We start from the raw sequence: 12593 nt of genomic DNA, 5'->3' as shown, positions 1-12593 counted from the left end.
GTGGGCCTGGCGGTCCTGCCGCGCGTGCCGGCGGCGGCCGCGTACGCCCCGGATCCGCCGCGACGACCGCCGTGCGCCGCCCCGGCATGGAGACTTGCCCGCCGCTTGCCTAGAATCGCGCGGTTTTCGTTCGTTTCCGGTCGATTCCCATGTCCCGCGCCATCCCGGCCGCCGCGGCGGTCCTGAGTCTGTTCGCCGTCAGCGCGGTCGCCCCGCGTTCCGCCGCCGCCGAGGCCCCGTCCCGGCCGGCCCGCCTCGGACTCTGCGCCTCGTGCCACGGCGAGAGCGGCCGGGCGGTCATCAAGGGCACGCCGCATCTGGCCGGCCAGGATCTGGACTATCTCAAGAGCGCGCTCGCGGCCTACCGCAGCGGCGCGCGCGACGTCGCGGTCATGCGCGCGGCGGTCGGCGCGCTGACCCCCGCCGAGCTCGACGAGCTGGCCGCCTGGTTCGCGGCCCAGGCGTCCGCGCCGCAATGAACTGGCTGGGCAAGGCCGTCGGCGCGGTCCTCGGCCTGGTGCTGGTACGCCATCCGCTCGGCGCGCTGTTCGGCGCGTTGGTCGGGCACCTGTTCGACATCGGCCTGTTCGCCTGGCAGCGCACGTCGCCGAGCTCCGGTCATTCGAGTTTCTTCGACCTGCTGTTCGCGTTCGCCGGCGCGATGGCCAAGGCCGACGGCCGCGTGTCCGAACGCGAGATCGCCGTGGTCGAGCAGCTGATGCAGCGCATGTCGCTGACCGTGGACCAGCGCCGCGAGGCGATCGCGCGCTTCAACGACGGCAAGACGCCGGGTTTCGACGTCGAGCGGACCATCCGCGGCCTGCGCGCCTGGTGCCTGGGCCGGCGCGACCACGCCTACGTGCTGATCGACGTCGTGCTCGACGTGGTGTTCGCCGACGGCGCCGGCCGCGAACGCCTGCAGCTGATGCGCCGGCTCTGCGCCGCGCTCGGCGTGCACGAGCGCGAAGTCGCCGTGCTCGCGGCCATGAAGGGCTATGCCTGGGACCTGTACGACGGCGGTTCGGCCCGGGCGCCGCCGCCGCGCCAGTCCGGCGGGCCCGACCCCTATGCGGTGCTCGGCGTGGAGCGCGGCGCCGACGAGCGCGAGGTCAAGCGCGCCTGGCGCAAGCTGATGAGCGAACATCATCCCGACAAGCTCGGCGACGTGCCCGAGGCGCTGCGCGAGCGCGCCGAGCAGCGCGCCCGCGAGATCAACACCGCCTACGAACGCATCCGCGGCGAGCGCGGCTTCCGCTGAGCGTATCTGCGACGAATCCTTTTCCTACCCGCGAGCCCTGCCGCCATGTCCCGCCAGCCCGACGTCATCGCCCCGTCCATCCTGTCCGCCGATTTCGCGCGCCTAGGCGCAGAAGTTGATGCCGTGCTCGCCGCCGGCGCCGACTGGGTGCATTTCGACGTGATGGACAACCACTACGTGCCGAACCTGACCATCGGTCCGCTGGTCTGCGAGGCGCTGCGCAAGCACGGCGTCGCCGCGCCGATCGACGTGCACCTGATGGTCAAGCCGGTCGACCGCATCGTGCCGGACTTCGCCAAGGCCGGCGCCACGTACATCTCGTTCCATCCGGAAGCGTCCGAGCACGTCGACCGCACGATCCAGCTGATCCGCTCGCTGGGCTGCAAGCCCGGCCTCGTGCTGAACCCGGCCACGCCGCTGAACTGGCTGGACCACGTGCTGGACCAGCTCGACCTCGTGCTGATCATGTCGGTCAATCCGGGCTTCGGCGGTCAGAGCTTCATTCCCTCGTCGCTGGACAAGCTGCGCGCCGTCCGCGAGCGCATCGACCGCAGCGGCCGCGCGATACGCCTGGAGATCGACGGCGGCGTCAAGCCCGACAACATCGGCGAGATCGCCGCGGCCGGCGCGGATACCTTCGTCGCCGGCTCGGCGATCTTTGGCCAGCCGGACTATGCCGAGGTCGTGGCGCGCATGCGCAAGCAACTGGCCGGCATTGCCTGAGCGCAGCCGTCCGCGCGGCGCGGCTCAATCGCGCTGCGCCTCGACGACGTAGCGCAGCGGTCCTCCGGCAGCCCAGGCGTCGAACGGCCAGCAGGTCACGAGCAGCAGGCGTTCGCCGTCGCCGCCGACGGACAGGCGCGTGTCGCGCGCATCGACGACACGTGTACCGCTGACGCGATAGCGCAGGCGCGCGCCGGCCTGTTCGATCTCGATCCGGTCGCCGGCCTGCAGCCGGTGCAGGAACGCGAAATGCGTGTCGCGATGGCCGCTGACGATGCTCGTGCCGGCCTGGCCGGGCCGGGCGCTCGCCTCGTTCCAGGCCGGGCCGAAGGCCAGAGTGCGGCTGGAATCGCCGGCCAGCACGATCAGATCCACGTCGAGCGCGGCGACCTGTAGCCGCGCGACCGGCCGCGTGTCGGCCCAGGGCCAGGGCTTGGCTGCCACAGAACCGGCGCCGCTGCGCTGCCAGGCCTGCTCGAGCAGTACCTGGGCCAGCAGCGCCTTCGCGTGCAGGTAGCCGGCGTGGCCAAGCAGCAGCACGGCGAGAACGAACAGCAGCCGGCGCAGGCGGCGGCGCGCCGTGGCGGTATCGGCGCCGCTGCGCTTCATCGCGCGGCGCCTTCGCGTTCGCGCAGCAGGCCCGCGAGCAGCATGGCGACGAGGCCCAGCGCGAACCAGAGCTTCGATGACGTCGCGGTCTGCGCGAATGCGACGCTGCCGGCCGGCGCTTCGTTGTCGACGGTCACGTCCTGGAGCGGCATGTCGGCCGGTCGCTGCGGCGTGCGGTCGACGGCGACAAGACTCGTGCGTCGGCTGACGAGATGATGTCGCAGCGCGACCGCGACGAGCTCGCCGTTCAGCGCAGTATCGTCGCCGCCGCGGCGCAGGGCGTCCTCGAGCGCTTCGATCTTGCGCTGCGCCCAAAGGCGGCCGAGGCCCTGGGCCTGACCCTGCAGATCGAGCGACAAGGTCTGCGACCAGGGTGCGCCGGCGAGCCGGCCTTCGATGCGGGCGCGGCCGCCGGACGTATTCGGCACCAGCCTGGCGATCAGCAGTAGCGGCTCGCCGTGATACAGATCGGGCAGCCGCTGCGGATAGATTTCCGCGGCCGTCGGCAGATCGAGATGCAGGTCGCGCAGGGCCGGATGGTCGAGCTTCGCGAACAGCTGCTGCATGGATTCGCCGACCGCGTTCAGATCGCGGATCACAACCGAGCTGCCGCGGCCGAGCTCGCCGGCCTTGCGCAGGAACTGCGCGTTTGGCGCGCTGCCGATGCCGACCGGGAACAGGCGCGATTCGCCGAGCCCGCGCTCGATGGCCGTATACAGCGCATCGGCCTGCTCGACGGCGCCGTCGGTCACGAACACGATCTGGCGCAGATAGCCGGCCGGTGCCGGATCGCGCAGGGCCAGGTTCAAGGCCGGCAGCATCTCGGTGCCGCCGTCAGCGCGCAGGCTCGCGACCCATTCGCGCGCGAGCGCGACGTCGGCCGCCGAGGCGGGCACGGCGTGATCGAACAGTGCCGTGGTCCGTGAAGCGAACTGGATAACGTTGAAGCGATCGTGCGGCGCCAGATGCTGCAGCGCCAAGTCCAGCGCGGCGCGCGCCTGCATGATCGAGCCGCCTTCCATCGAGCCCGATGTGTCGATGACGAGCACGAGCTCGCGCGGTATCGGGCCGGCCGGCCGGCTCGGCGGCACCAGCATCAGCAACGCGAACTGGTCGTCGCCGCTGCGTTCGCGCAGCAGGGCGGCCGTCGGCGTCGCCGACGGCTGCGGCGTCCAGCGCAGCACGAAGTCGCGATCGGCCGCGACGACGGTGTCGGACAGGCCGACGGTGTAGCGCTCGCCGTTGCGCCGCAGAGCGAGCGCATGCGTCGGCGATTCCACGCGCGCGAGCGGCAGGCCCGCGTCCAAGGTTGCGTTGATGACGACGGTCGGTGAGCCGACGCGCGCGGCGGGCGCCGGCGCGATCGCTACGGTCGTTTCGGCAGTCCCTGGTGCCTCGACTGCCGGAGCCGCGCCGGTGCCCCCGGCCGGTGCGTAGCGCGGCGTGTACGTCAGCGGAAAGACCAGCGCGAACGAGCCGTCGCGGAAATCGACCTGCTGCCAGTAGCCGATCTCCACGTCGACGCTCTCGCCCGGCGCGACGTTCGCGATCGCCGTGCGGAACAGATTCGCGGCATGCGCCTCGATGAGGCTGGCCTTGCGTCCGCCAGCGGCGGCCGCTGCGAACTCGCTGCGCGCGGCTTCCTTCTCGCGGACCTCTCCGACGATCAGACGCTGGCCTAGGCGCAGGGTCATCGCGTGCACGGCGGCGCCTTCGGGCAGCGGCAGCAGGTATTCGCCCTGCTGCCAGGCGCTGCCGACGTTGCGGAAGCGCTGCTTGACGCGGACTTCGGCAACGAGGCCGTGGATGACGATGTCGACCGTGGTGTCGAGGCTCGCGACTGCGGTGCGGCTGCCGTCGCTGCGCAGCACCTGCAGGCTGCCGCTGTCGGCCGCGGCGGGGAGGGCGAACGCCGCCAGGCCCAACAGGGCTGCGGCGAACAGGGAACGAAGCATGAAGGACATGGCGCGCTGCTCGCGAATCGCGGCGGTTGCCGCCGGTGCAGATTCGCGGTTGCCGGAGCGGATGCGCTTGCGTCGTTCGGGCAAGATCGAACGCGAACATGGCTTTTTCGAGCGCGACATTCCGGCGCCGTCGCGAACCGGGTGCGGAGTGCCGACGGCCCGGCAACCCCGCGTTCGCGGGGATGCCGCACGCGCGAGTCCGCGCGAGCATGCGTCGCGGCGTCAGGGGCGCCGCACATCGGGTGTGACCAGCGGCCGCCGCGGCTCTCCCCGGCGTCGCCGGTATCCGCGGGGAATGGAGCGGAACGGCCGCAGGGACGCGGCGCCACGGACGCCCGTCCGATCCTGCCGAGGGGAAGCCATGCGCCGTCCGTTCGCCGTCTTTCTGATCGGGCTCGCCGCGCTCTGCGCCGTCCCGGCCGCTTCGGCCGCCGGGCTGCGCCTGACGGTCGGGCCGGTGCCGACGATCTATTCCGGAACGACGTACTACTTCAGCGCCGGCATCGAAAAGGAAGACCGCAACGACGGCATCGTGCACCATGCGCCGTTCACATTCCGCACGACCTTGCCGCCCGGCGTCGAATACGCGGGCTGGAACGGCGGCTGGACCTGCTCGACGCCGCCGGGCAACCGGCGCGACGTGACCTGCGTCTATCCGACCGACCTGAATTTCTTCAACCCAGCCTCGGGCTACCTGCAGATCAACGCGACCGTCGTGCCGACGGTGACGCCGGGCCCGGTCAATGTCGTCGCGACCCTGGAGAGCAGCGAAGTGCCGCTGCCGCAGAACCCGACCTGCGCGCCGAGCCCGAGCGTGACGGGCTGCGCGAGCGCGGCGACGAGCTACGTGCAGTCGCAGATCCGCATCAACGACTGGGGCTACACCAACGGCACGGTCACCAACGGCCCGGTCGCGGTCTGGACCGGCGCGCCGTTCGAGGCCGGCACGCAGAACATGCTCGTATTCGGCGTCAGCAACAGCGGCTACGGTCCGGCCAACACGCCGGTCACCGTGGATCTGGACCTGCCGGCCGGCTTCGTCTACGCGGGCATGTTCGCGTCCAATCCGGCTTTCGGCTGCGCCGCGCAGACACCGCCCACGCACGTGCGCTGCACGACGCCTTACCTGATCGACCAGGGCTACGGCTTCGCCTCGCTGCGCATCGACGTCGCACCGGACGTCGCCGTGCCCGGCCCGCTGTACGTGCATGCGCGCGTCGCCAACGACGCGCAGGCCGCGCCGGCCGACTGCGTCGCGAATCCGCTGCAGACCGGCTGCGGCCGCCTGCAGGTGCCGACGCGCGCGCCGCGCGTGCCCACCCTGGTCGGCGACTCCGTCACGCATGTGCCGGCGACATTCACCCTGGGCCAGGAGGCCGGTCCCGTCGTCGTGAGCTATCGCAACGTCGGCGAGGGCAATGCCGGCGCGACGACGGTCTACGTGCAGCTGCCGCCGTATTTCGAATATCGAGGTGTGTTTTCCGCCAGTCCCGCCGCGACCTGTTTGTCACAGGGCCAGGTCGCGGCCGGGGCTGTCGTGGTCTGCCAGACCGCGGGCCTGCTCAGCGGCGGTCTCGGCTGGATCAGCCTGCGCCTGCTGCCGCATGCGCAGGCGGCCTCGCCGGGTCCGCTGCCCGTGGTCGCCGCGTTCGATCTGGCCACGCCATCGACCACCGCGATCCTGCAGTCCTGCGTCGCGAATCCGGCGCAGGCGTTCTGCGCGAACGACGCGATACCGACGTTCTTCCCGTGCGCCTTGCAGCACGGCGACGAAGGCATCTTCTGCGACGGCTTCCAGCCGTTCGTGAGGCCTTAGCTCAGACCACGTTCCAGGTCGGATCGTCGGCGGCCGCGACGCGCCGGCGGCGCGCGCCCGTGCGCAGCGGTGTCCGCGGCGGCAGGGTCACGAGCGCTTCGGCGCCGAGCCACCAGCCGTCCTCGTAGGAGGCTGGTCCCTCGTCGACGTAGCGCAGGCGAGGCGAACAGTCCTCGTCGGCGAGCTGGAAATCGGAAGGCAGGCAAACGTCCATCGTCGTGCTCCAAAGTCTGACGGTCGCCCCGGCGGCCGGCTTCAGGCCGGCATCGCAGCGACGAGCAAACCCAGCAGCAGCGCGCCGATCGCGAAGATCAGGCGCAGCGGTTCCAGGCCGGCCTTCAGTTCGGCGTTCGGTTCGGGGCGGTCGGGTTGCATGGTTACCTCGTCGTGGCGGGGTGGAGTCAGTAGAGCGCCGGCCGGCGGCCGCGCGATGATCGCTAACGGCGTTGTACCGACCAGTTCTGGCAATTTCCGGGCAATCGCCGCGGCGCCGTTGCGGCGCGGCAGCGCACTGCCTACAGTCGCCGCATCTCAAAACCAGGCCTGTCTCATGCCGCGCAGCATCGCCATCGTCGAGGACGAACCGCTGATCCGTGCCAACTACGTCGAGGCGCTGACACGCTTCGGCTACGAGGTGCGCGGCTACGCCTCGCGCGCCGAAGCCGAAGCGGCGTTCGCGCTGCGCCTGCCCGAGCTCGTCATCATCGACGTCGGCCTCGGCGACGAACCTGAAGGCGGCTTCGACCTGTGCCGCGCGCTGCGCACGCGCGCGGCGACCCTGCCGATCCTGTTCCTGACCGCGCGCGATTCCGACCTCGACGTGATCTCGGGCCTGCGCCTCGGCGCCGACGACTACCTGACCAAGGACGTCTCGCTGCACCAGCTCGCCGCGCGCATCAGCGCGCTGCTGCGCCGCATCGACGCGCTGTGCAAGCCGGCCGAGGCCGAGAGCGTCATCAGCCACGGTCCGCTGAAGCTCGAGCAGGAACGCATGCGCGTGACCTGGAACGGCGAGGAAGTGCCGCTGACCGTGACCGAGTTCTGGATGGTGCACACGATGGTGCGCTTCCCGGGCCACGTGAAGAACCGCGACCAGCTCATGCGCGAGGCGCAGGTCGTCGTCGACGACGCGACGATCACCTCGCACATCAAGCGCATCCGCAAGAAATTCCTCGCGATCGACGCGGCGTTCGACGCGATCGACACCGTGCACGGCGTCGGCTATCGCTGGAAGCCGTGAGGTGAGGCATCTGGCCGAAAGGACCGGCGCCTCTGCCGCGAAGCAAACCCTCCCCTTGATGGGGATGGGTAGTTCCTGACCTCGTACGCATGTCCCTGCGCCGCAAACTGCTGCTCGTCGCGCTCGCGATGCTGGCTCTGCCCTGGGCCGGCTGGCAGTTCGTGCGCCAGATGGAAGTGCTGCTGCGCCAGGGCCAGGAACAGACCCTGATCGCCTCGGGCAAGGCGCTGACGCGCAGCCTCGCGGCGATCAACGCCGAGCTGCCGCCGCCCGGCGACGCGGTCTACGTGCACGATCTGGATTCGCCGCTGCAGATCGACGGCTACGCCGACGACTGGCTCGGCCTGCGCGCGTACTCGCAGAACCTCGGTCCGTCGCAGGACGCGCAGAAGCTCAAGCTGACCCTGGCCGAAGACGCGGCATGGCTGTATCTGCTGGTCGAAGTGCGCGACACCACGCGGCGCCGCGCGGACGCGCGCGACGTCGCCGTGGCGCAGGCCGATCGCATCGAACTCGGCCTCGACCGCGGCGGCGCCGAGCGCCGCTACCTGATCGCGAGCGCGGCGCCGGGCTCGTTCGACGCGCTCGCGCGCGGCGCCGACGGCGCCGGCCTGCCGATCACGCTCAGCGGCGAATGGCAGGAAGACGCGGCCGGCTATCGCGTCGAGCTGCGCCTGCCGCATGCGCAGCGGCCCGAGCGGCTGTCCCTGCACCTGTTCGACGCCGGCGGCAGCGGCGACGTGACGCTCGACCGGCTGCCGCTGCTGGCCTATTCCGCGCCGCTCGCGGGCGAGCTCGCCCAGTTCGCGCCCGAAGCCACGCGCGCGCGCCTGCTCAGCAGCGAAGGCTGGCTGCTCGCCGAGAGCGGCGTACTCGACGCGCCCGCGGCGGCCTCGCCGGCACAGGAGCCGTCGGCGATCGCGCGCTGGTCGTACCGCTGGCTCATTGCGCCGGCGCTGCAGGGCTCGGCCGCGTTGGCCGAGCGCAAGCCGCGCATCGATGCGCCCGAGCTCTGGCAGGCGCTGTCGGGCGTGCCGGCGACGAGCTGGCGCGCCGGTTCGGGGCAGGGCGACGTCGTGCTCGTCGCCGCATTACCGCTGCAGCTGCGCGGCGAGACGCGCGGCGCGCTTGTGCTGGAACAGGTCAACACCGCGCTGCCGCTGCTGACCGATGCGGCGCTGCAGCGCCTGGCCCTGATCAGCGTCGCCGCGCTGCTGCTGGCCGGCGGCGTGCTGTTCGTGTTCGCGACCTGGCTGTCGGTGCGCATACGCCGGTTGCGCGACGGCGCCGAGCGCGCGCTGGCCGCCGACGGGCGCATCCAGGGCCGCGTGCCGCTGACCGACACGCGCGACGAGCTCGGCGATCTCGCGCGCAGCTTCCAGCAGCTGCTCGACGCGGTCGGCGCGTACACCGACTATCTGCGCACGCTCGCGTCCAAGCTCTCGCACGAGCTGCACACGCCGCTGGCCATCGTGAAGTCCTCGCTCGACAACCTCGAGCACCATCCGATCTCCTCGGACGCGCGCGCCTACGTGCTGCGCGCGCGCGACGGCGTCGACCGGCTGACGAGCATCGTCCGCGCGATGAGCGAATCCAGCCGCATGGAGCGGGCGATCGCGTCGGCCGACGGCGAGGATTTCGATCTCGCCGAAGTCGTGCGCGGCTGTGCCGACGCCTACCGGCCGCTCGTCGCGCCGCGGCGCATCGACTGCGAAGTGCCGGCCCAGCCAGTGCCGATGCACGGCGCGCCCGAGCTCATCGCCCAGGCGCTCGACAAGCTCGTCGACAACGCGCGTTCGTTCACCCCCGAGCACGGCTGGATCCGCATCGCGCTCGAAGCCGGCGCCGACGGCATCGTGCTGCGCGTGGCCAACCAGGGCCCCGAGCTGCCGCTGGCCATGCAGGGCCGCCTGTTCGATTCGCTGGTCAGCCTGCGCGAAGGCGCCTCGCGCGGCGAGGCGCCGCATCTGGGCCTGGGTCTCTACGTCGTGCGCCTCGTCGCCGAACGCCACGGCGGCAACGCCGCCGCGCACAATCTCGCGGGCGGCGAAGGCGTGGAATTCAGCCTGCGCCTGCGCGGCATGCCGCGCGAAGCTGCGGCCGCGCGGCGCGGCGCGGGCTGACCGCGCCGCCCCTCCCGCGACGGGAGATCGCGCAGTCCGGCCGTCGTCTCCGGCGGCATTCCAGGCAGTGTCGCGGTGCGGGTCTCCGCGCCATGCCGGCCGCGTTTCGATGCCGCTCCGCCTTATGCCGCGCCACGATTTCCCGCCCGCGCGTCTCTTGCTATCGTGACCGGCCTTGCCCGTCGAGATTGGCCGTGATTTCCCAGGACGAATTCCAGGCGCTGGCTGCGGAAGGCTACAACCGCATTCCGCTGATGCGCGAGGTGCTGTCGGACCTCGACACGCCGCTGTCGGTGTATCTGAAGCTCGCCGACGGGCCGTATACGTACCTGCTCGAATCGGTCGAGGGCGGCGAATCCTGGGGCCGTCATTCCATCATCGGCCTGCCGTGCCGGCGCGTGTATTCGCTGCGCGGCGCGACCTTGACCGTGTCGGAATTCGGCGAAACCGTGGCCGTGCGCGAACTCGCCGATCCGCTCAACGACATAGACGTTCTCAGGAATGAATTCCGCGTGCCGCGGCTGCCGCAGCTGCCGGCGTTCACGGGCGGCCTGGTCGGCTTCTTCGGCTTCGAGACGATCGGCTACATCGAGCCGCGCCTGGCCGGCTGGGACAAGCCCGACCAGCTCGGCACGCCCGATGCGCTGCTGATGCTGTCGGAGGAAGTCGCCGTCTTCGACAACCTCAAGGGCCGCCTCTACCTGATCGTGCACGCGGATCCGTCGGAACCGCAGGCGTACGCGCGCGCCGTGCGCCGCCTCGACGAACTGAGCTTCCGCCTGCGCCGCTCGGGCGCCGGCTATCCGGACGTGCTCGATCCCAAGCTGCTCGACGAAGGCGATTTCGTCTCGGGCTTCACGCGCGAGGGCTTCATCGCCGCGGTGGAAAAAAGCAAGGAATACATTCGTTCCGGCGACGTGTTCCAGGTCGTGCTGTCGCAGCGCATGAGCGTGCCGTTCCGTGCGCGGCCGGTCGACGTCTACCGCGCGCTGCGTTCGCTGAATCCGTCGCCGTACATGTATTTCCTCGATCTCGGCGGCTACCAGATCGTCGGCTCGTCGCCGGAAATCCTGGTGCGGCTGAAGCACGGCCGCGTCGTCCTGCGGCCGATCGCCGGCACGCGTCCGCGCGGTGCGACGCCGGAGCAGGACCAGGCGCTCGAAGCCGAGCTGCTGGCCGATCCCAAGGAACGCGCCGAGCACCTGATGCTGATCGATCTCGGCCGCAACGACGTCGGCCGCATCGCGCGCACCGGCACGGTCGAGGTCACCGAGCGCTTCGCGGTCGAGCGCTACTCGCACGTGATGCACATCGTCTCGCAGGTCGAGGGCGATCTGGCCGAGGGGCTCAGCTACATGGACGTGCTGCGCGCGAGCTTCCCGGCCGGCACGGTCAGCGGCGCACCGAAGATCCGCGCGCTCGAAGTCATCCAGGAACTCGAGCCGATCCGCCGCAACATCTATTCGGGCGCGGTCGGCTACATCGGCTGGTGGGGCGACGGCGACACGGCGATCGCGATCCGCACGGCCGTGATCCAGGACGGGCGCCTGCACGTGCAGGCCGGCGCCGGCATCGTCTACGACTCCGATCCGGCGACCGAGTGGGACGAGACCATGAACAAGGGCCGCGCGCTGTTCCGCGCCGTCGCGCAGGCGGCCGGCGGACTCTGAAGCCCCAACGGCTGCGTGCGTTCGCGCTCTGGCAGAAGATAGAAGCCCCGAAGCGGAGCCGGCAGCGCGATACGCTCGCGTCCGCTGTGACTCGCCCGCTCCGGTCGCGGCCGCTTCCGGCGATCGCTCGCGGCCATTCGTCTCCGTCAATGGCGCCGCTGCGACGAAGCGGACGCGGCGGGCGATTTTGCGGATTTCCTCGAAACGACGCAGTTTTCCGTAGACGATTTAGCCCGCGATTCGGCGCAATTGTTGCGCTTTGCAAAAAATCCGCGACGCCACACTTGTTGACTGGCTTCCGCCGCGCACGCCTCGGACTATGAGGCCGAACGTGTCCTCGGGGGAAAATCCATGTCCATGCTGGCGGCCGCTGCGGCGTCGAATCTGCGCAATCGTCTGTTCTGGCGCTGGCAGGCCTGGCGTCTGCGCGGCATGGCCGTGCAGGAATCGCCGGGTTCGGCCGGCGTGTTCCCGAATTTCGCCGCGCTGGATCACCGCGGTCACGCGGACGCGATCGGCGAGCTCGCTGCGGCGATGACGCCGGTCGCCGCGAACGCGCCGGTGCTGGCCGCGGCCGAAGTGCAGCGGCGTCTCGCGCGCGAGATGGGCAAGCGCGCCTGCGCCGTCGTGCTGACCGCCGGCAAGGGCGCCGTCGGCGGCTATGCCTGGGCGGCCGTCATGCAGTCCGCGGACGCGCTGGATGCGCTGCGCGGCAATCTGTCGCTGGCCGGCGTGAGCGCCGAAGCGTGGACCGCGCTGGGCCGGCGGCTTCCCGAACGGCCGCTGCTCGTGCTGCACGAGCTCGGCCTGGACGTGCGCTACCGCCGCGGCTTCGCGCCGCTGAAGCAGCTGCTCAAGCCGCTGTGCGAATTCGGCCTGCAGAACGGTGCGCGCAAGGCGTTCTGGTCGGCGCCGCGCGACGGCGCGCTGCATGCGCTTTCTCTCGCGTCCGGCGCGCGCCTCGTGCACGACGCCGGCGATTTCGTGTTCTTCCTGCTCGACGACCTGGCCAGCATCGCGCACGTGCTGTCCACCCTGCCGGCCGGCGACATCTCCGACCGGCTCGCCCGCGTCGGTCCGCCACGGCGCCGGCAGGAACGCCTCGCGGCGCTGCCGGCCGACCTGGCGGCGCGGGCCCGTGTTGCGGAGCGGCTCGCCGCAGCCGATGCCGACGCCGAAGCGGCGTCGGC

At 71.1% G+C, this 12593-nt stretch carries 11 protein-coding genes; 8 read left to right on the top strand and 3 right to left on the bottom strand.

The features are described from left to right. Positions 1 to 149 precede the first annotated feature (149 nt). The 3 genes from NON22_RS12640 to rpe are packed head-to-tail and all read left to right on the top strand — an operon-like array spanning position 150 to position 1981. Positions 150 to 479, top strand: coding sequence for a c-type cytochrome (locus NON22_RS12640; RefSeq protein WP_257387302.1), 330 nt, complete (start codon positions 150 to 152; stop codon positions 477 to 479). Further along, positions 476 to 1258, top strand: coding sequence for a co-chaperone DjlA (gene djlA / locus NON22_RS12635; protein ID WP_257387301.1), 783 nt, complete (start codon positions 476 to 478; stop codon positions 1256 to 1258). The genes NON22_RS12640 and djlA overlap by 4 nt, the downstream gene beginning before the upstream one ends. A 45-nt stretch (positions 1259 to 1303) precedes the next feature. Continuing rightward, positions 1304 to 1981, top strand: coding sequence for a ribulose-phosphate 3-epimerase (rpe, locus tag NON22_RS12630; RefSeq protein WP_257387300.1), 678 nt, complete (start codon positions 1304 to 1306; stop codon positions 1979 to 1981). 24 nt (positions 1982 to 2005) lie between these two features. Here rpe and NON22_RS12625 read toward each other — a convergent pair whose 3' ends face one another. Beyond that, positions 2006 to 2590: a class GN sortase gene (locus NON22_RS12625; RefSeq protein ID WP_257387299.1), complete on the bottom strand. Its 585-nt coding sequence runs from the start codon at positions 2588 to 2590 to the stop codon at positions 2006 to 2008. Further along, positions 2587 to 4554 (bottom strand): marine proteobacterial sortase target protein, encoded by a 1968-nt coding sequence (locus tag NON22_RS12620; protein WP_257387298.1) that lies wholly within the window; start codon positions 4552 to 4554, stop codon positions 2587 to 2589. Before NON22_RS12620 ends, NON22_RS12625 begins: the two co-directional genes overlap by 4 nt. Positions 4555 to 4915: 361 nt before the next feature. Here NON22_RS12620 and NON22_RS12615 point away from each other — a divergent pair, with 361 nt between their 5' ends. Further along, positions 4916 to 6370: a hypothetical protein gene (locus NON22_RS12615; protein ID WP_257387297.1), complete on the top strand. Its 1455-nt coding sequence runs from the start codon at positions 4916 to 4918 to the stop codon at positions 6368 to 6370. Position 6371: 1 nt separating this feature from the next. On the opposite strand, the gene NON22_RS12610 is transcribed toward NON22_RS12615, so the two are convergent. Then, positions 6372 to 6584, bottom strand: coding sequence for a hypothetical protein (locus NON22_RS12610; RefSeq protein ID WP_257387296.1), 213 nt, complete (start codon positions 6582 to 6584; stop codon positions 6372 to 6374). Between the two features lie 336 nt (positions 6585 to 6920). Between NON22_RS12610 and pdsR the strand changes: the two genes are divergently transcribed. The 4 genes from pdsR to NON22_RS12590 form a co-directional block, all read left to right on the top strand. Then, the gene (gene pdsR / locus NON22_RS12605; RefSeq protein ID WP_257387294.1) at positions 6921 to 7610 is read left to right on the top strand and encodes a proteobacterial dedicated sortase system response regulator; all 690 of its coding nucleotides are present in this window, start codon (positions 6921 to 6923) and stop codon (positions 7608 to 7610) included. An 89-nt stretch (positions 7611 to 7699) separates the two neighbouring features. Continuing rightward, on the top strand, positions 7700 to 9733 hold the full coding sequence (locus NON22_RS12600) for an ATP-binding protein (protein WP_257387293.1): 2034 nt from the start codon (positions 7700 to 7702) through the stop codon (positions 9731 to 9733). A gap of 254 nt (positions 9734 to 9987) precedes the next feature. Further along, the gene (gene trpE / locus NON22_RS12595) at positions 9988 to 11403 is read left to right on the top strand and encodes an anthranilate synthase component I (protein WP_306673796.1); all 1416 of its coding nucleotides are present in this window, start codon (positions 9988 to 9990) and stop codon (positions 11401 to 11403) included. Positions 11404 to 11754: 351 nt separating this feature from the next. Beyond that, positions 11755 to 12593 (top strand): hypothetical protein (locus tag NON22_RS12590; protein WP_257387290.1); only part of this gene is annotated, 839 nt, incomplete at its 3' end.

It is taken from the genome of Tahibacter caeni (genome assembly GCF_024609805.1).
Classification (GTDB): Bacteria; Pseudomonadota; Gammaproteobacteria; order Xanthomonadales; family Rhodanobacteraceae; genus Tahibacter; species Tahibacter caeni.
This window is presented reverse-complemented; position numbering and strand designations above follow the sequence as displayed.